Source organism: Leptospira broomii serovar Hurstbridge str. 5399 (assembly GCF_000243715.2).
GTDB classification, from domain to species: Bacteria; Spirochaetota; Leptospiria; order Leptospirales; family Leptospiraceae; genus Leptospira_B; species Leptospira_B broomii.
Genome location: NZ_AHMO02000011.1, coordinates 410,199 through 430,258, shown reverse-complemented (window position 1 = coordinate 430,258; position 20,060 = coordinate 410,199). Strand labels below are relative to the sequence as shown.

General features: G+C 44.2%; 16 protein-coding genes. 10 read left to right on the top strand and 6 right to left on the bottom strand.

The annotated features are described in order from the left end of the window. Positions 1-74: 74 nt before the first annotated feature. The 3 genes from LEP1GSC050_RS19370 to LEP1GSC050_RS19360 are packed head-to-tail and all read right to left on the bottom strand — an operon-like array spanning position 75 to position 6,079. Positions 75-1,262 carry an LIC11435 family protein gene (locus tag LEP1GSC050_RS19370; RefSeq protein WP_010570005.1) on the bottom strand — a complete coding sequence of 396 codons (1,188 nt, stop codon included), beginning with the start codon at positions 1,260-1,262 and terminating at the stop codon, positions 75-77. Next, positions 1,252-3,372, bottom strand: coding sequence for a FecR domain-containing protein (locus tag LEP1GSC050_RS19365; RefSeq protein WP_010570004.1), 2,121 nt, complete (start codon positions 3,370-3,372; stop codon positions 1,252-1,254). The genes LEP1GSC050_RS19370 and LEP1GSC050_RS19365 overlap by 11 nt, the downstream gene beginning before the upstream one ends. Then, positions 3,356-6,079 (bottom strand): adenylate/guanylate cyclase domain-containing protein, encoded by a 2,724-nt coding sequence (locus LEP1GSC050_RS19360; RefSeq protein ID WP_010570003.1) that lies wholly within the window; start codon positions 6,077-6,079, stop codon positions 3,356-3,358. The genes LEP1GSC050_RS19365 and LEP1GSC050_RS19360 overlap by 17 nt, the downstream gene beginning before the upstream one ends. Before the next feature lie 227 nt (positions 6,080-6,306). Between LEP1GSC050_RS19360 and LEP1GSC050_RS19355 the strand changes: the two genes are divergently transcribed. From LEP1GSC050_RS19355 to LEP1GSC050_RS19340, 4 genes are all read left to right on the top strand, one after another. Further along, entirely contained in the window at positions 6,307-6,768 is a 462-nt protein-coding gene (locus LEP1GSC050_RS19355) for a peptidylprolyl isomerase (protein ID WP_010570002.1), read from the top strand. A gap of 132 nt (positions 6,769-6,900) precedes the next feature. Continuing rightward, entirely contained in the window at positions 6,901-9,153 is a 2,253-nt protein-coding gene (locus LEP1GSC050_RS20440; protein ID WP_010570001.1) for a PAS domain-containing sensor histidine kinase, read from the top strand. Continuing rightward, complete coding sequence (locus LEP1GSC050_RS19345; RefSeq protein ID WP_010570000.1) at positions 9,153-9,596, top strand: response regulator; 444 nt, start codon at positions 9,153-9,155, stop codon at positions 9,594-9,596. Before LEP1GSC050_RS20440 ends, LEP1GSC050_RS19345 begins: the two co-directional genes overlap by 1 nt. An 8-nt stretch (positions 9,597-9,604) precedes the next feature. After that, positions 9,605-11,032, top strand: a complete 1,428-nt coding sequence (locus LEP1GSC050_RS19340; protein WP_010569999.1) for a sensor histidine kinase — start codon at positions 9,605-9,607, stop codon at positions 11,030-11,032. Between the two features lie 64 nt (positions 11,033-11,096). Here the strand turns inward: LEP1GSC050_RS19340 and LEP1GSC050_RS19335 are convergent, their stop codons facing one another. Beyond that, complete coding sequence (locus LEP1GSC050_RS19335; protein ID WP_010569998.1) at positions 11,097-11,576, bottom strand: four-helix bundle copper-binding protein; 480 nt, start codon at positions 11,574-11,576, stop codon at positions 11,097-11,099. 171 nt (positions 11,577-11,747) lie between these two features. Here LEP1GSC050_RS19335 and LEP1GSC050_RS19330 point away from each other — a divergent pair, with 171 nt between their 5' ends. Next, positions 11,748-12,752, top strand: a complete 1,005-nt coding sequence (locus LEP1GSC050_RS19330; RefSeq protein WP_040912008.1) for a diguanylate cyclase — start codon at positions 11,748-11,750, stop codon at positions 12,750-12,752. A 20-nt stretch (positions 12,753-12,772) separates the two neighbouring features. Here the strand turns inward: LEP1GSC050_RS19330 and LEP1GSC050_RS19325 are convergent, their stop codons facing one another. Continuing rightward, positions 12,773-14,011, bottom strand: a complete 1,239-nt coding sequence (locus LEP1GSC050_RS19325; RefSeq protein ID WP_010569996.1) for a glycerate kinase type-2 family protein — start codon at positions 14,009-14,011, stop codon at positions 12,773-12,775. A gap of 429 nt (positions 14,012-14,440) precedes the next feature. On the opposite strand from LEP1GSC050_RS19325, the gene LEP1GSC050_RS19320 reads away from it, so the two are divergent. The 3 genes from LEP1GSC050_RS19320 to LEP1GSC050_RS19310 all read left to right on the top strand — a co-directional run bounded on the left by LEP1GSC050_RS19320 (position 14,441) and on the right by LEP1GSC050_RS19310 (position 17,043). Next, positions 14,441-15,364 carry an esterase/lipase family protein gene (locus tag LEP1GSC050_RS19320; RefSeq protein WP_010569995.1) on the top strand — a complete coding sequence of 308 codons (924 nt, stop codon included), beginning with the start codon at positions 14,441-14,443 and terminating at the stop codon, positions 15,362-15,364. A 201-nt stretch (positions 15,365-15,565) separates the two neighbouring features. Beyond that, the gene (locus LEP1GSC050_RS19315; RefSeq protein WP_010569994.1) at positions 15,566-16,504 is read left to right on the top strand and encodes an alpha/beta fold hydrolase; all 939 of its coding nucleotides are present in this window, start codon (positions 15,566-15,568) and stop codon (positions 16,502-16,504) included. A gap of 158 nt (positions 16,505-16,662) precedes the next feature. Further along, positions 16,663-17,043, top strand: coding sequence for a hypothetical protein (locus tag LEP1GSC050_RS19310; RefSeq protein WP_010569993.1), 381 nt, complete (start codon positions 16,663-16,665; stop codon positions 17,041-17,043). 35 nt (positions 17,044-17,078) lie between these two features. On the opposite strand, the gene LEP1GSC050_RS19305 is transcribed toward LEP1GSC050_RS19310, so the two are convergent. Continuing rightward, positions 17,079-17,843 (bottom strand): exodeoxyribonuclease III, encoded by a 765-nt coding sequence (locus LEP1GSC050_RS19305; protein ID WP_010569992.1) that lies wholly within the window; start codon positions 17,841-17,843, stop codon positions 17,079-17,081. Positions 17,844-17,910: 67 nt separating this feature from the next. Here LEP1GSC050_RS19305 and hisD point away from each other — a divergent pair, with 67 nt between their 5' ends. Both hisD and panC read left to right on the top strand, forming a co-directional pair. Continuing rightward, positions 17,911-19,191, top strand: coding sequence for a histidinol dehydrogenase (gene hisD, locus LEP1GSC050_RS19300; RefSeq protein ID WP_040912003.1), 1,281 nt, complete (start codon positions 17,911-17,913; stop codon positions 19,189-19,191). A gap of 9 nt (positions 19,192-19,200) precedes the next feature. Next, positions 19,201-20,052 carry a pantoate--beta-alanine ligase gene (gene panC, locus LEP1GSC050_RS19295; protein ID WP_010569990.1) on the top strand — a complete coding sequence of 284 codons (852 nt, stop codon included), beginning with the start codon at positions 19,201-19,203 and terminating at the stop codon, positions 20,050-20,052. The last annotated feature ends 8 nt before the right edge of the window (positions 20,053-20,060 follow it).

Genomic DNA, 20,060 nt, shown 5'->3' with positions numbered 1-20,060 from the left:
GGACCGGAAAACGAAAGATCGTGATACGATATAAAATAGTCGGTTCTTAAATCGAAAATCAGCAAGGCAATTTTCTACCATGAAAATTGAACCCCGACTTCGACTCTCTGGCGTAAATATTGTTGGTTGGAAGAGGCGAACGAGGAACCGCCTCCGTCTCTTTCGTTTCTTATAACAGGAGACCAACTTGCCGTTTTATCCGTCCCTTCAATCTTTACTTGTCTCGAGCCCGGAAAAAAGGCCGCATCCGCGAGATTGAGAGCATAAAGAAATGCTAATATACCTATAGAAAGTTCGACTTGATGATAAGCAGAAGAGGCGATGCTGTATTTGCCGGGAATTTGCAAATAATTAACCACTGCTAAAGGATAAACGGCGACATTCCCAGTTTGAGCAACGCTATAACCTAACAATGCGTTCGTTCTACGTGCGGCATCATAATCTTTCACCGAATGAAGATACGACTCCCCTTTATAGTAAGTGTAGGCCCCGGCGGCTGCGATCAAAAACGGAAACGCATAGGATCTGATTTTGGATTTTTCCTGATATATTTGCCCCCACCCTGGAAGTACTGCCGACCTTGCGATTGCACCATAATCGAAACGGAACGGTTCTTTCGGAGTTGATCGTTTCTGTAACGCTGCAAGTCGCTCAGGAGTATCGGCGACGAGTAAAAAGGCTTCCGTTTCGGTAATTTTGTTCCGAGGGTTTTCCAATCGCAAAGAAAGGATCCCTTCCGGGACTTTCTTCTTATCGAAGTAAACTAGGATCGTATCAGGTTCCTTATATTCGATGGACTTGATGATCTGAACTTCCTCTCCGTTAGAGTCTCTTAGGGAAACTTTCGTAACATCAGTTAGATACTTACCTTTCAGTTCGAAAGTTTCCGGAAGATCTTGACTCAAATACGAATTTTTCGTATAGGAGGTTAGGACGGGAGGTCGAGAAAGAATAACATCAAACGGAATCCAAGATGAAAAAATAGAAACTCGACCATATCGGTTCAAAACTCCGATACGGTGTTCGTAGGTTCCGGGTTTTAAATCCACGATGATTTGCGTGGCAGACGTTTTTTCGCGTATGATTCTTCCGTTCGAATCCTTGATCTCGACCAGGTATCCGCCGGAATCCGGAATTGCTTTCCATTCCAATTTGACTCCGTCATCCTTGTCTTTTGCAAAGAGGGAAAAAGAAAAAAGTATGCAGCTCGCTATAATGAATAGGCGCATTACTTGATGGGATGTAAAACGACTATTCGACATAAATTTCCTTCGGAGTCAGAACTTCAGGCGCCTTTAACGTTGCGGATAGAAGAACGTTGAATTCCCTTGATAAAGGAATTGTAGTCCTAATTTTTCCCGCGTCGTCCTTGTATTTAGCGCTTAATCTCCACTGATATTTTCCTTCCCTTAGTTTATACAACTCTCGAAATTCGAAAGTTTCTCCCCGAATTTCCTTTTTTAAGATCGGTTTCCAGTTTTTTCCTTGGGATTCGAGTAATTCTAAAACGTAAATTTCGGGAGTTCCCTGCGTTTCCCAGTAGAAAGAAAGGCTTTCTTTTTCGTCTAAGTCGATTTTATCCCGGTCTCTCGGATATACCGGAGTTACAAACGGGGCAGAATCGGTGGTTCGAAAATTCGCCACCGAACTGGAAACGAGAGTTTCTCCGCTTGGAGTCACTAAGCTGACCCTCCAATAGAAGGAACCCGGTGACGGTAAAGTAACCGAAAGAGCGCCCGACCTCACCTTGGAATCAGAGAGTTTCGTTTCGAAGGATGCATCTCTCGCTAATTCGACTCTATAGAGCCCGCTTGGATCCGGTCTGTCCCAACGAAGAATTATTTTTCCATCGGAAGGATGTCCGGATTCCGTGCCGTCTTTCGGAGAAGATAGCTTTACGAAATCGATATGTTTAAGAACGAATTTTTGAGGCAAGGAATCTCTCTTTCCGCCGTCTTTCAAATTGCCCCGTACTTTCCAGAAATAAACACCCTCTTTCCAATCGAATTCCGGCTTGAGAAAATTAGCCGATACGGTACGAGATAAAAGGATATTTTTAAATTCAGATTCATTAGATATTTCTAAAGTATAGGATTGAAATTCCCGATTAGCCGACCAACTGAAAAAGGAATTTCCGGTTTTGAAAATCCTTAATCCGATTTCTTCTTCGGACAGCGGGCGGTGCAAACGGGGAGGTTCCGCTTCGGCTAATTTCCTGACGGAAAACGGTATCGCCGCAGATACTTCCTCTGAAAATCCTTCTCGGTCGGAATACATTCTTACGCGTGCGAAAAAATTACCTTCGGACTTAGATTCCCATTTGGCGAAGCCAGATTTGGATTCGGATCTCAATGCAATTTGTTTAAAGCCTGAATCTTCCGCGATCTCCAAAGTGTATTTGGCGGTAGGATCCATGACCGACCATTGAAAACGAATCACGGGAAGACCGGTTGTGAAAGTAAATGTCTCTTTTGCAGCGGGGGAGAGCAATCTAGGACTGTTCCAAGAAAGAACCCTTAAATTTCTAGCCAAGCTGGATTCGTCCTTACCCGTTTTCGGATTTTTACCGACAACTTTCCAAAAGTAATTTCCGACAGAAACGTTAACCGAAACTTCCGAGCCGGTCGAGGGAATTCGTTTGAGTCCGATACGAAAGGATGGATCTTTCGCGATTTCTAAATAATAGTTTTTTACCCCCGCTTCGGGTTTCCAGGCAAAACGCAACGTTGAAGTTTCTCCCTTTACCGGTACTGTTGCACCGTCTGCCGGAGCGATTTGCTCTAATTTTAACGTGCGAACTTCTAACGTATTTCCTTTAAGTTCAGCCGCTTGATTCCCGTTTAGGACGCTTTCTCCCGATGATGAGACGACTTTGGCCTGTCCCTCCTTCACTTCCAAATTTAAAGCCTTTCCTTCGTCTTTAGAAAGTTTTACATTGGAGTTAGCCAAAGATATCTTTGTATCTCCGGAACTAATCTGCAACTTGCTTGCGTCTCCGCTGTTGGTCGCGGATAGGGAACCGGATACGAAACTAATCTTATCGGTATCTTCGATAAGAATCATACTTCGCTCACCCATCTGAATTTCCGTAGAGTTATTTCCGTCCTTAAACAGAAGCACGGCTACCGAACCCTCCTCAGTACGGATCGTGTCTCTAAAGCGAATCGGATCGCTCGGATCTAGTTCTTCCCAAACAACTTCAGAATCCAACTTTCTTAAAATCTTAAGTTGTTTGGATTTGAGTTCGCCTACGATCTTATTATTTCCCGTCTTCGGTCCCGCATTCGCATACATATAAAGTAAGGACGAGAAAAAGATAATCAACAGTATGAGACCAGTGACTACGAATTTTGCGTCAGTCAAGAATCTCATATTTTACTTCCTCTTCGGGCTCCCCATCATGCTTAGCTTTCTTAGCATCGAATTCGATCCCGATGAGTTTTCGTAGATCTGCGACGGAGGCCGGGATTGTAGGGTCGTCCTTTCTTCCTAATACGGCATAGATTACTTGAGGCTCCGCTTTCCCTTTCACTTTGATAGATTGCATTTTTTCGACCGCAAAGATGTCCCGAACGTGATCGTATAAATCCTGCGTGATAAGCACGTCCGTTCCGAAGGGTTTATTTAAAGCTTCGACTCTGGAGGCTAAGTTTACTGCATCACCGATGACGGTGTATTCGAGTCGCTCTTCCGAACCGATTTGTCCGGCAATCACCGGTCCATAATTCAATCCACAGCCGATCCGAATCACCGGCCTTTTATCACCGCCTCGTCCTTCGTTGAATTTCTGGAGAGCTTTACGCATTAGTAATGCGCCGTTTACGGCGTTTTCGGCGTCCTGATTCCCCGAAGACTTCAAGGCACCCCAAGTCGCCATGATTGCATCGCCGATAAATTTATCCACAATCCCGTGAGTCTGATTTACACAGTGAACCATTTCGGTCATATATTCGTTTAGGAATTCGACGACTTCTTCGGGTTGTAATTTTTCGGAGATTGCAGTGAAGGATCGAATGTCGGAAAAAAAGATCGCGCACATCTTTCTTTCCCCGCCCAAGGTCAACTCTTGATTTAGTACCATTTCGGCGATCTCTTTGTTAACGAATCGACCTAGGGCGTCCTTCACTTTTTCCCTCTCCTCGAGACCCTTACCCATGGTTACGAAGTAATCGGTCAAAAGGCCAACTTCGTCCTTCGTCGTGGATTTAATTCCGATCCGGAAATTTCCCTTCGCTATTTCGACGGTTGCGTTTAGGAGAGCTAATAAGGGAATTGTAATATTTCTCGCGAGGAAAAATACGATTATCAAGGCCATACACAATGCGATCGCCATGATTAGAAGATTTTTTGTCTGAATTCTGTAAACCATCTCGAAGACTTTCTCTTCAGGTACAGTGACGATAACTCCGGCTCCGCCGAAACCCACTTTTTGAAACGACCCGTAGTATCTAGTCCCGGAAGAATCTTGATAGCGAGTTTGCTGACTATCTTCGCGGACGGCAGAGAGCATGGTTTCGAAGATGGGTAAATCGGCCCAATTCGTTTGAGAGGCGAGAAGTTGCGGATCGTAATGAGCGATTAGATCTCCGTCTCCGTTGATTAAAAACGGAACGTTAATATCCTGTTTTTGGAATGCACTTAGAAGTCTTTCCGATCTAAGAACATAAATCAAAATTCTGCTTTTGGAAGCGTCGGCTACCGAGATGGCAAAGGCCGGTTCTTTGAAATCCGGAGTCAGATTATCGATTCGACCGTCCGAATTGAGAGTTTTTAAAAAAGTCGATTCTTTACCTTTGATCGCCGAGTCCAACTCTTCACGATTCGAAGAAATTCCTTCCAGATACGAATCGTTATGAAGTACCACATCCTTTTTTAAGGATTGTCCTTGGACTTTATAAATTCCGACTAATAGAAAGTCCGGCTCATTTCGAAAAAATAGATCCGCGTAGGCTCCCGGCCCTTTTGGATCGATTAATTTATCCGTAAGAGATTTTCCTTTGTCCCGGATATCCTTCAAATCGGACTTAACTTTAATACCTAGTATGTTTACCAAGGAGAAGTTCGTTTCTAAAACCCGAACTTCGTAATTTTTTTTGAATTCGCTGGAAGCGTAAAGGATGACTGTAGAAACGGTGACGGTCATTAATAGGGAGATGACTCCCATTAATTTTAATTGAAGCGGAAATTTTGCCTTAGTTTGATCCGCAGGCGACATTGTCGCGATTACGGGAGCCTGGATTTCTTTTTTGGTTTCTTTGGGAGGAGGGACCTCTAATTTAGAATCAGCCGCGCTTTCGTTCGATTCGGTGATAGATTCTATCGATGCTACGGGAAGATCGAGATCGTCCGGCTTTGCAAAATCTTCGGAAGCTTCGGGAGTCGATTTGCCGTTGGATTCGGGAGTCGTAGCGGATTCAGATTCCTTAATTTTAATTTGCTGTTTTTCTTCGGGCTTACCGTTTTTCCCGTTTCTTACGTCGTTACTAGTTCCGTTTTCCGGGTGAGAGCCGCCTAAACTAATTTCTCGAAAAGAGAGAGGTAATTCGCTCAAGAATACGGAGAATTCACCTCGGTTTCCCTCCGGAATTTCTCTCGGAGGTTTTCTTCTAGAAATGAAACTTTTAAAGTCGTTTAATAATATCGGTTCAGAATCACCGGATAAAGAAGGGAACCATGCTCCTAATTCTCCTGGAGCTAAATGCGGGAAGGAGGAAAGGACCATTTTAGAGAGTAGGACCTCCCATCTTTCATTCAATTCTTCCGGGACAAGAAATAGAATGTTGGATTTTCCGATCGATTGAAGAAGTTTCCAAGCGCAAAAGAAAACGGACTCGTTAGTTTCCGGTCCTAAAGGAATTTCTAATGCATAGAGTTTCCAATCTTCGCCGTGAAGCGATTCTTCCAGATCGGTAATTATGGACGAGCCTCTTTCGGAGAAAACGCAGACGATGGTTTTGATCCCGCGTTCCGACCAATCCGAAATCTGTTTTCCATCAGGATGGGCATGGGAGGAGGTAGGCTCCCAGAAAGCGACTGAACCGTTTGTCCCGAAGGGAATGTATTTTGCCGAAGAGTTCATCGTTTGTCCGATCGAAAGAAAAGTCTTTCGGATCTGGTTATCCCCTAAAATAAAGAAAAAAATTTCCTGTTTGCAACGGAAAGAATATTCTGAAGTACCTCTGTTAAATTATCGGAATTGGGATTAGCCAAATTGACGGGAAATGGAATTTGTTCCAGTCCAGCAAAAGCCGGAAACGGTTGCTAACACCGGGATAGGAGAAATTCTGGACCCTTAGGAGGAAGCAAATGCCTTTCGCAAAATTCGTTACTAATCGAGGAACTTTTTCTGTTTTATTGGATATTGAGAAAGCTCCCGTGACTACCGGAAACTTTATCGAATTAGCCAAGAAGGGGTTCTATAATGGACTCATTTTTCATAGGATAATTCCAAATTTCATGATTCAGGGCGGGTGTCCGAGTGGAACAGGGACCGGTGGACCGGGGTATAAAATAAAGGACGAGTTCCATCCTGATTTAAAAAACAAGAAATTTACTATCTCCATGGCAAATGCCGGCCCAAATACCGGAGGTTCCCAGTTTTTCATCAACGTTAGAGACAATCTCTATTTAGATAATCGGCATGCAGTCTTCGGTCATGTGACAGAAGGGGAAGATATAGTCCTCGGGATTTCCGAGACGGAAACTGGACCTGGGGATCGTCCGGTTCAGCCTGTGGTCATCGAGACCCTAGAAATAATTGAGACATAATTAGCTACTATTTGGCCAATTGGCCGAATAGTAGCCAGAAGATGTGGAAAAAGACTTGTAAAATCCTCATTTTCGCCATATTTTAGGTCCTCTTTCTCGTGAGCAGATGCTTACTGAAAGAGAGTCCTAATTATGGTAACCCCGAACGAATCTATTCCATCCACAACCACCGACTTCGTGTTAAGCGAGGGACTGGTATACAAAGACCGATTAGAATATATTCTATCTAACGTAACTCTCGTTCTATTTTCTACCGATAGAAATGGGACTTTTACATATGTGGCGGGCTGTGGAATATTCGGAATTGGAATCGAACCTGAGTCTTTGGTTGGGACTTCCTTTTTCGAGGTAGATTGGTCGGGCATGGTACGAGATTCGAACGACGAGTTTCAATCGATAACGCGTGAGACGATTTTCAGTTCGGTTTTTCAAGGAAGAACGATCGAGGCCGAGACCCGTTTTGCGGGAAAAATGTTCTCCAGCCGTTTCTCTCCCATTTTCGGAACTAACGGTGAAATCGAAGGACTCATCGGCGTAAGCGTCGATATCACCGATTCGAAAACAAGGGAAGCGACCTTTCAGAGGAAAGTCGGTGATTTTAGGACGGCTCTTCAAGTTCTCCCGATCATCGTTTTTTCCTTCGATGTGGATGGAATTATTCTTTTTGCGGAAGGAAAAGGATTCGAACGACTCGGTTTAACGTTACAGGACGTGATCGGCAAGAATTTTTTCGATTCACAGCCGGATCAAACCGAAAGGACTCAGGCTATACAAAAAGCGATCGGCGGAGTCAATTCTTTTTACCAATCTAGAGTTAGAGATAAAGTCTTTGAAAATTGGTTATATCCGAGATTCGACGGATTAGGCAGAATAACCGAAATTTTAGGAATCGGTTATGACGTCACGGAGCGGGAATATTTAAATAAAAAATTAAAGGAAAATGAGTTAAATTATCGTAATTTATTTAAAAGTAATCCTCAGGTCATGTATATTTTCGATCAGGGGTCTTTTCGAATCCTGGAGTCGAATGCGACTGCTCAGCTGGTTTGCGGCTACTCCGAATCCGAATTTCTGGAAAAGACCGTCTTGGACATTCATCCCGCCGACGACAGGTCCTGGGTCGTAGATAAAATTCAAAACTTGGCGCTTGGGCCTAATTTCTTTTCGGAAGTTATCCACACGAAGAAAAACGGGGAACGTTTTTACTTAGACATTGCTCTAACACATTTCCGGTTTTCCGGTCGGGATTGTATTTTGGTATCCGGTTCGGATGTAACTCAACGAGTACGAACGGAAGCCGCGAACAGATTTAATTTGCAAGTTTTATCCCAAATTAGCGACGCAGTAATCGCATTGGATTCCGAGTTTAGAATCACTTATTATAATTTTCCGGCGGAGCGCATGTACGAAATTTCCGATCCTAGTTTGATCGGAAAGCATTATACGGAACTTTTCCAGGAGGATTGGATTTCCGAAGGAAACCGTCGGCGAGCGATGGATGAATACGAACTTAAGGGACTTGCAAATGCCGAGATAATCCATACGTTGAAATCGGGGAAGAGGATTCATCTCGAAATGAGTTTCAAGAAAATTTCGGATCCAAGGGGAAACAACGCGGGTTTGATCATGGTGAATAGGGATATCGCGGAGAAAGTGTTCGTCCGGGAATTTCTTAAAAAAGCGATATCCGATTTGGAGATGACGAATCGTGAATTGGAGCAATTCGCTTACGTTGCATCTCACGATCTACAAGAGCCGTTAAGAACCATCGCCAGTTACTTACAACTTTTAGAAAGAAAATTTTCTCCGGAACTACCTTCCGAAGCCAAAGAATTTATCCAAATTACGATCGAAGCGGCTAAACGGCAACAGGGTTTAATCGAGTCGCTACTTCGTTATTCCCGGTTGGGCGTAAAAGAAGACAGATGGGAAAAAATAAGTATTAGGGCCCTACTGGAAAATCTCCGGGAAGACTTAGCTTCGATATTGAACGACGCGAACGTTCGCATCGAGATCGAAGGGGAGATGCCGGTTATTCTAGGCGAACCCGATCAGATAAGGCAATTATTCCAGAATTTAATAACGAATTCCATAAAATTTCGCAGTAAGGAGCGGAATCCTAAAATCGTAATTTCAGCCTCCAAGACTCAGGCCGAGTGGGAATTTAGAATCGCAGATAACGGAATCGGTATGGATTCCCGATACTTTGAGAAGATATTTATTATATTCCAAAAATTGCATTCTAAGTCGGAATTTCCCGGCACAGGAATCGGACTTTCCATATGCAAAAAGATCGTTGAAAACCACGGAGGAAAGATCTGGGTCGAATCAAACGTCGGCGTCGGATCCGAATTTTTCTTCGCGATTCCCATTCGGAGAAACTGATGAATTCGACAATTAAGGCAACGTTCGATATTTTACTCGTGGAAGACAACCCTGCAGACGTTCGATTGACTTTGGAGGCCCTGGGCGAGGTGCCTAAATCGAAGCATCTGATCGTCGTAAATGACGGTGAGGAAGCCTTGGACTATGTCAAAGGCGAAGGTCTGTATTTGGGAAATTCCAGACCGGATCTGATTCTATTGGACCTAAATCTTCCCAAAAAAAACGGTTTTGACGTTTTGAGGGAGCTAAAGGGAGATCCCGATCTGAGAAGGATTCCGGTCGTGGTTCTGACGACTTCAGGTTCTGAGCGGGATATTTTACAAACTTATAATTTACATGCAAACTCTTATATACAGAAACCTGTGGAGTTCGAGAGCTTTATAGAAGCTATGCGATCGTTACGTGTCTACTGGTTTCAAACTACTCGGTTGCCGTCAAGGTGAGCGCAAAAATGATTTCAACACTGATCAAAGCCAAGCAAGTACTTGTAATAGAAGATAATCCCGCCGATTCAAGATTGATCGGTCTTTATTTAGAAGAAGCGGGAGGTCATTCCCTCTGCACCTCCTATGCAAATACAGCCGCCGAAGGCCTCGAGATCCTTCGCTCTCGTTCGGGAGAGATTGAATGTATCGTCCTAGATCTTTCCTTACCGGATAGTTTGGGCTTGGACGGTTTTGATGCGATACGTCTGGAGTTTTCCAGAATCCCGATAGTAATATGTTCCGGTTCGGAAGATGAGGGGCTCGCTAGCGAGGCTCTAAAGGCCGGTGCGCAAGATTACCTGATCAAAGGTAAGTTCGACTCGCACTTATTGAATCGATCCATTTTATACGCAATAGAGCGTAACGACTTACTTTCTAAATTGAACGAGCAAGCTTCCATTATTCGCGAAAGCGAAGAAAGATATCGGTTACTTTTTGAAAATAATCCTCTCGCCGTTTGGGTATACGACTACGAAACTCTGGAAGTTATCGATGCTAATCAGGAGGTGGAGAGGCTTTACGGATACAGTTGGGAAGAAATTCGAAGATTAGCGATTTCCGACGTTAGGCTCGCTTCCGATGCAAAGAAAGCTATGTCGGAGCACGTTGCTTTGAAAAGCGGGAAAAATCCCCCCGTCAATACCGTGCACAAGCGACGAAGCGGAGAATTCATCTTAGTCGAAGTAACTTCCTACAAATTCAAATTGCGCGGAAGAGAAATAGTTTTGGCGATCGTAGTCGATATTACTAAATGGAAACAGGCCGAGGAATCGCTGAGAGAGTCGCTCCGAGATAAGGAGGTCTTGCTTCAGGAAATACACCATAGAGTCAAAAATAATCTTCAGATAATGGCTAGTCTATTGAATCTGCAAACGAATTACGCTAAAAACAAAGAGGTAATCCGAGAATTAAAGGATACTGAAAGTAGAATCTACTCGATGTCGTTGGTACATAACGAACTTTATAATTCTAAAAATCTTGCGGACGTAAAATTAAAATCGTATATAGACAAACTTTTGGACAATCTTTGGAACGTATACGGAGTGGGAGCTGAAATCGAAAGGCAGATTGAGGTAGGCGAATTAAGCTTAGAAGTGGATACTGCTATTCCTCTCGGTATGATCCTCAACGAGATTGCGACGAATTCGTTAAAATACGCGTTCCAAAATCGAACGTTCGGTAAGTTCTTCATCTCGGCCGCCCAGGAAGGAAAGGCGATTCGAATGGAAATCGGAGATGATGGGGTAGGAATTCCGAATTTGGATGAAATTGAAAAAAAAGAAACGTTGGGACTGCAACTTGTCCGAATTTTATCCAAACAATTAAAAGGAACCTTGTCCGTAGCGACCGATTCTAATGGAACTGGTTTTGTTATAATATTCCCTGTCGATTAATTTTGATTTAAAGATTCGTATCGTCTCCAAAGGGAAAAAGATACGAATCTTGTTTTCGGCGTATTTATGCCGCTAATTTCTTAAATTCAACTATGCAGGCTCTGCAAGCCTCTGCACACGCTTTACATTCCTCGTGATGATCGGCATGCTTATCGCATTGTTTCGCACACGATTCGCAAACATTCAGGCAAATCGCTGCAACCTTTTTCGAAGAAGTCGAATTTAAGCTTCCGAGTTTTATGAAAGCATTACACAAAGCTACAGTTTCCTCGACGCTTTTTAAGCAGTCGGCCATTTCCGATTGTCCCGAGGACAGTGCATCAATACACATAGCGATGCAGAGTTCCCCGCGCACGACACATTCTCCCGACGTCAAGATGGCCGAGGTTAATTGAGTCGATTTTCCTTCGATTTTCTTCTTTACCTGTCCTTTTTTTTGGGAATGATCGTGTTCTTTCGAAAAAACCTCGGAGAGACTACCCAATGTTAGGAGAGTGGCTCCGGCGGTACTGAAAAATTCTGTTCTTGTCAGTTTGGATTTCATACTTTTTACCTTGCGAATAATTTGGAACCCGTTAAAAGTTATAGCCAGAACTTTTCAGAAGCCTGATCGAAATTCCGACTGAAACTAGCGTTGAAAAAAGGAATTGATCGTCCAATAGATACATTAATGCAGAATTCTCCGGCAAGCGATGAAAAGAATATCGTGAACTCTATGGCAGGAGGGACGGATCGAATTTTGATTTTAGACGATGCGCCCGAGAATTGCCTACTGGTTGAGCGAATTTTAAGAAAGGCCGGATACGGGGATGTAGTCGCCACTCAAACACCTGAAACTGCACTCGAATGGTTAGGACTTCAAGGCGATCCTAAAAACAAACAAAAAATTTCCTTATTACTATTGGATATTCTGCTGCCGGGCGGACAAAACGGTTTAGATTTGCTGCGGCAGTTTGCTGGACGGGAAGAGCTCGCGGATCTTCCCGTTATTATTATCACCGCCATCCATGATACTCAGACTTTAGAATCGGCCTTTGAAGCGGGTGCAGTCGATTATGTGACTAAGCCGTTCGACGCAACCGAATTGCGTGCCCGCGTTCGCTCCGCATTACGTCTGAGGCACGAAATGGTCCAGCGTCGCCAGAGAGAAAAAGATCTGGAAGAGATCACGGACAAACTCTCTGAAGCATACCAAACCTTACTACGAGTATCGAGAACGGACGGTCTATCGGGTATCTGGAATCGTCGCTTCTTTGACGAGATTTTGGATGTGGAATGGAAACGAGCAAGCCGTTCGGGCAAACCGATTTCATTATTATTAATCGACATAGATTTTTTCAAAAAGTTCAACGATACTTACGGACACCAAGCAGGGGACGAATGTATTCGAAAGGTTGCGGCCGTAATAAAGGAAACTGCCAGACGCGCTGGAGATTTTCCGGCAAGATACGGGGGGGAGGAATTTGCGGTTATTCTTCCGGAAACTGATTCGGCTAACGCGCTCGTTGTTGCTGAGAATATTCGAACCAAAGTCATGGCATTGAATATTCCTCATCTAAGTTCCGTGGCGTCTCCGAATGTTTCAATTAGCATCGGAGTGGCAACCCAAAGGTCCACTAAAACGAATGGTACGAGGGAAGAGCTCGTCCAAAAAGCGGATCAGGCACTGTATAGATCTAAGGCGTCCGGTCGAAATCAATCAACATACTATTCGGAATAATTCTTCGATTCGATTGATATTCATGTGATAACGAGAATTTGAACGTCATTTACGTTGGTTCCCGTAGGCTGAGTAATAAATGTATTTCCGATGGCTTCTAACGCCGTTGCAGAATCGTTGTTTTCCAATGCAAATTCCGGATCGATTCCTGAGGAAAGAATATTCTTCCAAGTTGAACTATCCGCGAATCCTCCCGCATTTTTTGAATTCCCGTCTATCCCGTCCGTTCCGAAGGAAAGCAAAAGCAAATTAGATTCGCCTCTGATTTCCCTTGCGAAGGATAATACAAGCTCTTGATTTCTCCCGCCTCGTCCGTTACCTTTTAGCGTGACGGTCGTTTCCCCTCCGCCTATCAAAATCAAAGGCCCTTCGGTTTTCTTCCGTTTTGCTAACTCTGCTAAAGTTTTACCGGCTTCTTTTGCCTCGCCGATGATCGGGGTTTTTATTCTCTCAACGTGCAAACCCATTTTAACCGCGAATGATTCTGCTGCCTGGAGCGCTAGCTCAAGGCTACCGATCACGATCACTTGATCTCTTGGATCCTTTTTTAAATCAGGAGGGATTCCTTTTAAAAATAATTCAGAATCTTCGGTCCAACCGTATCGATCGAGTATTCTCTCTATCGCAGACCGCTGAATCGGATAGGGTAATGCGGGTCCGGACGAGACCCAAAACGGATCCGGCTCCAATACGTCGGACAGGATCAATTGAATCATCGCGGACGGTTCGCAATGCTTGCGAAATCGACCGGCTTTGACGCCTGATAGAAGAGGGCGCAGGGAATTCACTTCCCGGATGGATGCGCCGGAAGAAAGAAATCTCTTGTACCAATCGGTTAAAAGATTTTCACTTAAACCAACGCGAGGAAATTCGAATAAGGATGAACCTCCACCAGATAGTAGAAAAAGGACCGTATCCTTTTTAGATAAGGAAGCAGTCCTCTCCCAAATGAGTCGACTGGCCCGAAAACTTTCCGATTTCGGAATCGGATGATTCCCTAGGAAAACTTCCTGATATGGGGGAAGATCCGATGGGAGATAATTTGTCAGAACTATCGAGGTTTTAATCGAAGCCCCCCAAATATCTCGAGCACCTTCAGCCATTTGTATAGCTGCCTTGCCGACAGCGATGACGATGCAGGAATCAGGTTTCTCGATTTTTAGCATCGCTTCGCGCACTTTCGGCCCGGGCATTGCAGATTCAATAGTTGCCTTCGCGATTTTCTCAGCCAGTTCTCGAGGTGATGTAAAATTCGTCATTTTTGAATTGGTGCAATCTTGCTAGCATTCTAGATTTCCTCCGGGCCGACTCAAGTTCAAGCAAGTCACGGAAACACTACTGCTTTTAAATGATTCGGTCCTTTTGCTTGGCATTCTTTAATTTAAAACAAACGATCGGTTTATAAAAATCGAAATTCTGACAATTTTGAATTCTTATGGCAGATAATATATTGACAGATTATCCATTTTATATATATATCCTTCCTGGCTAACTCGACCGGATTATATAACTCGGACTTGAAAATTTAGAACCTTTTTTATACCGAACGTTCTAAATTTTATACTGATTATAATCGGGTGGGTTACCTTGAAGAGAGATAGGGTTTCTGTCCCAACGAAGGCTCACTAAACATAAAGAGTCCGAGGGGAGAAAACCTTTTTGAGAATAGTTAATTGAAGAGGTTTAAAATGGTTCGTGCAGCGAGGATTTGGGTTTTAGCGTTATTGGTCTGTTTTGGTTCAGGCGCGTTGTCGGCATCTGGAGGAGGTTCGTCTAACCAACCACTAAGTGGATCTTATCCGATTATTTTGGCTCATGGTATTTTCGGATGGGGACAAAATTCTGGAATTATCGATTATTGGGGCGGTAACGCAGCTTACCTTCAATCCCAAGGGGCAACGGTCATAACTCCTACAGTGACCGCGATGGATTCTTCAGCAAATCGTGCCGCTCTCTTGAAGACTGCAATTCTCACGGCACTCGCTGCGAATAATTATTCAGGAAAAGTTAACGTGATCGGCCATTCGCAGGGTGGACTAGATGCCCGATATATGGTCTCAAATTTGGGAATGTCAAGTAGAGTCGCCACTTTGACTACCTTGAATACTCCGCATTATGGTAGCCCCGTTGCAAACGTGGTTGCAGACGTAATTCCCGATTGGGCGCTTCCATATGTCGCTACGATTTTGAACGCGATTGTAGGAGTCGTTTACGGCGAATCGAATGAGAACGCGATTGCTGGGTTAAAATTGCTGACTACAGACGGTTTAGCCGCATTCAATAGCGTTACACCGAATGCACCCGGGGTAAAATATTTTTCTTACGGTTCGATTATTACGATTCCGGACTTGATCCAGCATCCGGCGATGGGATTGACTTTCCCTATCTGCGCGATCGGTGCTCCTTTTTATGGAATGAGCATTGCGAACGACGGAGTAGTTCCTTCCTCTTCTCAATCCTGGGGTACTTGGATGGGCGGACCTTCTTATGGAATCTTAACGACCGGCGTGGATCACTTAGAAGCTACGAACGCTTTGTATACCGGACAAACTTGGTATGACACTAACGGTTATTTCTTAACAATGGCGTCTAACGCACAAAGTAACCAATAAAATCTTTCGATCGTTCTAACTGAAAGATACGCCCTCGAGAATGAATTTTCTCGGGGGCTTTTTGTTTTGGGGTACCGAAATTCCGTCGTTTTTTGGCATTGTGTAGGAACTTCGACAGCCTTTACTCAAATCCCCTCTTAATTCGCTTTCTTCTTTTTCTTTGACAAACCGTTGTGTTAAAAAAAATCAGAACCAATTCATATGAAGCAAAGCACGCTCCAGGCAAATGGATTGGAATTCACTCTTATACAAATCGGTTCGGGCCCTAATCTGGGTCTATTCGTGCACGGATTTCCTGACGACGCCGGATCCATGATTCCGCTTATGGAGAGGTTCGCAAATACAGGTTTTACCTGCTATGCTCCATATCTAAGGGGGTATAGTGACGGATCTATTCCCCCTGCAGTAAAGGAAGAAAATAAGAAAACCGTTTCTATTTTCGAATTAGCCGATGATTTACGTTCTATCTTACTGAAACTGCACGAAGAGAGACAGTGGAAACAAACTCTTTTACTCGGCCACGATTGGGGATCGATCGCCGCTTACGGTTTAGCAAATCTTTCCCCTAATTCGATCTCCGTTTTGGCAGCGTTATCCGTTCCTCCGTTACCGATTTTTCTTCGAAATCTACTCATGCATCCGGCTCAATTATTGAGAAGTTGGTATATTCTATTCTTTCAACTAAGGTTCGGAATTCCGGAGCGAGCGATTCTGAAACCGAACGGGGGATTATTACGAAAGTTTTGGAGGGATTGGAGTCCCGGATGGAATTTTCCGGAGGATAGATTTCAAGAAGTACTGCAAACGTTGAAGGATCCGATTCGTTTAAGGACCGCACTCGGCTATTATCGCGGTCTTATTACGCCTGAATCTCTTAAGGATTGGAATCGAAGTAGAAGATTATTATTTCGTAAAATTCAAGTCCCGAGTATCTTATTATCCGGTAACAAGGATCGTTGCATTCATCCATCTTCTTTTTCCGGATTGGATTCGGCATTCTCCGCCCCCTTTCAATTTTTTAAAATTCAGAAGGCGGGCCATTTTCTGCCTTTGGAGGCTCCCGATCAGGTGTTTACGCTTGTGAATTCCTTTTGGATTCACCGAACCAACGATTTAGTTCAAGTAGGTAAGAAGCCCTAGGGTTGGGGTTTGATTTCGACTCCCGGAAACGGCTTTAACGGAAAAAAATATGCAATTTTCCGGTTAAAATTGCAGGAAAACCAGGTTTTTTTCCAAAGAAAGTGAAATTTGTTTGCGCCGCACCAAGTCTTATTTGTTAGTAAAAGGTAAGGGACGTAATGCTCGTGGAAATTCCCGTATTTGACAAGATAGTACAAGAATTCAAAGACAGGTTCTTCCAGACGGTTAGGGTACCGGTGAAAGTACATTCCAAATCCGGAAATTTTCCGGCAACTTGGGAAGGTATAGAAGGTACTTCTCTTAGCCTTACTCTTGATCGTTTCCATCCGGAGCCGGATGGTCAAACGGCGACGATAGAGTTACGGGTTCCGTTTTGGAAAGAACCGATTTTATTCTCCGGAAAACTATTACAGAAAAGAGTCGTTCGCTCTAAGTCCTCGGAAAGGATTACCGATACGGTATTGATTTTCGAATCCGAATTGACTGAATTTCTTAAAAAGAATCTTCCTAAATTCGATCTGAAACCGAAACAAAAATAAGTCCGTAGCAGGACCTATTTTTGTTCGGCTTACAGTTAGAGAGAGATTTCTAGAATCAGGGCAGCGTGATCGGAAAGAATCGGGTCCTTGCGAATTTCTAATCGCTTCAACTTCTTCTTCAATTCTTCCGGAACGAAAAAATAATCGATTCTCCATCCTTTATTATTGCCTCGAGCGCCTGCTCGGAAGGTCCACCAAGAATACTCCTGTTTTTCGGGGTATAATTCCCGAAAACTATCGATCCATCCGGTTTTGAGGAATTCGGTTAACCAGGCTCTTTCTTCCGGAAGAAACCCGCTATTTTTGGCGTTTCCTTTCGGATCATGGATGTCCTTCTCCGTATGCGCTATGTTCACATCACCGCAAAGAATTAGATTAGGGTGCTTCTTCCTAATTTTTTTGGAAAGTTTTAGGAACTCATCCAGGAATCGCATTTTTGCGGCTTGCCTAGTATCGCCTGTCGTTCCGGACGGGAAGTAGACTGTCCAGATCGCAAAATCGCCGTAATCCGCTAAAACGCTTCTACCTTCTCTGTCGAATTCTTCCACTCCGATTCCATAGGTAATCTTTTTAGGTTCCTTTTTGGCCCAAAGGCTTACACCAGAATATCCCTTCTTTTCCGCGGAGTGAAAATAGGCTTTGTATCCGAGTTTCTCCCATATTTCGGCGGAAAGTTGGTCGGATTGTGCCTTCGTTTCCTGAAAACAAACAAAGTCCGGACGTTCCGAACTCAATAAATCTCCTAAGCCTTTGGTCCAGGCGGAGCGAATACCGTTACAGTTTAAGCAGATAAGTTTCATGTTCGTTGCTCGGGTAGCCCAGGATTTTCGGGATGCGAACTCGAGGCAAAGAAAAAAACTGGTCGGTATGGGCATCCGAATCCGAGAAGTTGACGGAAGCTTCTCCTTAAAGTCTATCCTAGAGCGCGCGAAGCAAGACCTGGGCGAAACTATGCCCTTGGTCACCCCGATTTTGGAAGCGGTTCGGGATAATGGTGACCGGGCGCTGCGCGAGCTAACGCATAAATTCGATAAATTAGACATAGATACTTTCTACCATCCTGTCGGCGAATGGAAAGGTTCAATTCCTTCCGACTTACAAGCGGCTCTAGAAAAGGCGAAACAGAATATTGAGACCTTTCATAGGGCGCAACTCCCAACTTCCTTGGATACGATAGTTTCCGGAAATAGATTAGGAATTCGTTATACTCCGATCGAATCCGTATCCGTTTACGCGCCTGGCGGGAAAGCTCTTTATCCTTCCACCATTTTGATGGGGGTTTTGCCGGCTAGGATAGCGGGAGTTCCCCATATTCAAATCGTAACCCCTCCTCAAGTCGGGGGTATTCCAGACGGATTGTATGCCGCTGCAAAGATTGCGGGAGCGGATGCGATCATCACCGCCGGTGGAGCGCAAGGAATCGCTGCGGTTGCGTACGGAACGAAAAGTATTCCTCGTTCGGAATTCGTCATCGGGCCCGGCAATAAATTCGTTACCGCAGCTAAGATCATTCTTAGCGGGCAGGGTAGAATCGGAATCGATAGTCCGGCGGGACCAAGCGAAGTACTTGTGATTGCGGATGACTCCGCCAACCCGAATTGGGTTGCTGCGGATCTTTTATCCCAAGCTGAACATGGCGAAGACTCCGCTGCGATCCTCTGCACCGATTCGATGGAGTTTGCTAAGAAAGTTTCCGCAGAAATAGATAAAGCTTTAGTAGAAAGACCTAAACGAAGAGAAATGAAAACGGCATCGATTCAAAATGAAAGTTGGATACTAGTCTTTCCGAATTTGAAATTCTGCGTCGATTTTTCCAACCAGTATGCTCCCGAACATTTGGAGATTCAGACTAGAAATTATCCTGAATTATTCGAAGGGATTCGTCATGCGGGTTCGGTGTTTTTAGGACCGTATTCTCCGGTGGCAATGGGGGATTATATCAGTGGAACGAATCATATTTTACCGACGGCCGGAGGCAGCCGAATCTTTTCCTCTTTGGGAGTAATGACTTTCCTGAAAAGAATCACATACCAGGAAATAAATCGGTCGTCGTTAAAGGAACTTTATCCGCACGTGAAAGTTTTATCCGAATTCGAAGGATTGGACGAAGAACACGGAAATTCGGTTAAAGTTAGACTTCCGGAATAAGAGCTAAACATGATCGTATTAAAAAATCCGAATGAAGTCAGGAAAACGATTAGAGATTGGAAGTCGGAAGGTTTGAGCATTGGCTTTGCCCCTACAATGGGGTTTTTGCACGAGGGACACGCTGCATTATTCGAACGTTCCGTCTCCGAAAATGATAAAACGATCGTTTCCATCTTCGTAAATCCGGCACAATTTAACGATCCGGAAGATTTTGCAAAATATCCGGTAAGCACCGATCGCGATTTGGAATTATGCAAAAAATCTGGTGTCGATTTGGTATATTTACCCGATGCGGATACGGTATATCCTGGAGGAGTTCCGGATATCGAATTACGAGTGCCGGGTTTGATGAAGAATTTGGATGCGGCGACTCGTCCGGGCCATTTTGAAGGCGTCTTACTCGTACTTTCCCGTTTTTTTCATGCGGTCGAAGCGGACCGTTCCTACTTCGGTAAAAAGGATTATCAGCAGTATCGGATCGTGAAGGAATTCGCCAAAATGCTTGGATTCCCTATGGAAATCGTCGGAGTCGATACGATTCGGAGTCCCAAGGGCCTCGCACTTAGCTCGCGCAATGCACGACTATCGGATTCCGATAAAGAAGAGGCTCTCCTTATTTCTAGAGCCTTGAAACTTGCAGAAAGTCTGATTTTAAAAGGTGAAAAAGATCCGGTGGAGATTAAGACGGTGATGCAGGATGTTTTAGATTCTTCCGCTAGTATTCGAGTGGATTATTTGGAAGTTTTGGATGCGACTACTCTAGGAGAGATTCCTCTACTGAAAGGGGAAGTCCTGCTTGCGATTGCTGCCTTCCTCGGCCCGGTCCGCTTAATCGACAATATTACGGTTCAGGTCTCGTAAAATTCCTT

What these genes read in the sequence shown, in the direction of transcription:
- LEP1GSC050_RS19370 (WP_010570005.1), bottom strand. Translation starts at nt 1,262, where the DNA reads ATGTCGAATAGTCGTTTTACATCCCATCAAGTAATGCGCCTATTCATT.
- LEP1GSC050_RS19365 (WP_010570004.1), bottom strand. Translation starts at nt 3,372, where the DNA reads ATGAGATTCTTGACTGACGCAAAATTCGTAGTCACTGGTCTCATACTG.
- LEP1GSC050_RS19360 (WP_010570003.1), bottom strand. Translation starts at nt 6,079, where the DNA reads ATGAACTCTTCGGCAAAATACATTCCCTTCGGGACAAACGGTTCAGTC.
- LEP1GSC050_RS19355 (WP_010570002.1), top strand. Translation starts at nt 6,307, where the DNA reads ATGCCTTTCGCAAAATTCGTTACTAATCGAGGAACTTTTTCTGTTTTA.
- LEP1GSC050_RS20440 (WP_010570001.1), top strand. Translation starts at nt 6,901, where the DNA reads ATGGTAACCCCGAACGAATCTATTCCATCCACAACCACCGACTTCGTG.
- LEP1GSC050_RS19345 (WP_010570000.1), top strand. Translation starts at nt 9,153, where the DNA reads ATGAATTCGACAATTAAGGCAACGTTCGATATTTTACTCGTGGAAGAC.
- LEP1GSC050_RS19340 (WP_010569999.1), top strand. Translation starts at nt 9,605, where the DNA reads ATGATTTCAACACTGATCAAAGCCAAGCAAGTACTTGTAATAGAAGAT.
- LEP1GSC050_RS19335 (WP_010569998.1), bottom strand. Translation starts at nt 11,576, where the DNA reads ATGAAATCCAAACTGACAAGAACAGAATTTTTCAGTACCGCCGGAGCC.
- LEP1GSC050_RS19330 (WP_040912008.1), top strand. Translation starts at nt 11,748, where the DNA reads ATGGCAGGAGGGACGGATCGAATTTTGATTTTAGACGATGCGCCCGAG.
- LEP1GSC050_RS19325 (WP_010569996.1), bottom strand. Translation starts at nt 14,011, where the DNA reads ATGACGAATTTTACATCACCTCGAGAACTGGCTGAGAAAATCGCGAAG.
- LEP1GSC050_RS19320 (WP_010569995.1), top strand. Translation starts at nt 14,441, where the DNA reads ATGGTTCGTGCAGCGAGGATTTGGGTTTTAGCGTTATTGGTCTGTTTT.
- LEP1GSC050_RS19315 (WP_010569994.1), top strand. Translation starts at nt 15,566, where the DNA reads ATGAAGCAAAGCACGCTCCAGGCAAATGGATTGGAATTCACTCTTATA.
- LEP1GSC050_RS19310 (WP_010569993.1), top strand. Translation starts at nt 16,663, where the DNA reads ATGCTCGTGGAAATTCCCGTATTTGACAAGATAGTACAAGAATTCAAA.
- LEP1GSC050_RS19305 (WP_010569992.1), bottom strand. Translation starts at nt 17,843, where the DNA reads ATGAAACTTATCTGCTTAAACTGTAACGGTATTCGCTCCGCCTGGACC.
- hisD (WP_040912003.1), top strand. Translation starts at nt 17,911, where the DNA reads ATGGGCATCCGAATCCGAGAAGTTGACGGAAGCTTCTCCTTAAAGTCT.
- panC (WP_010569990.1), top strand. Translation starts at nt 19,201, where the DNA reads ATGATCGTATTAAAAAATCCGAATGAAGTCAGGAAAACGATTAGAGAT.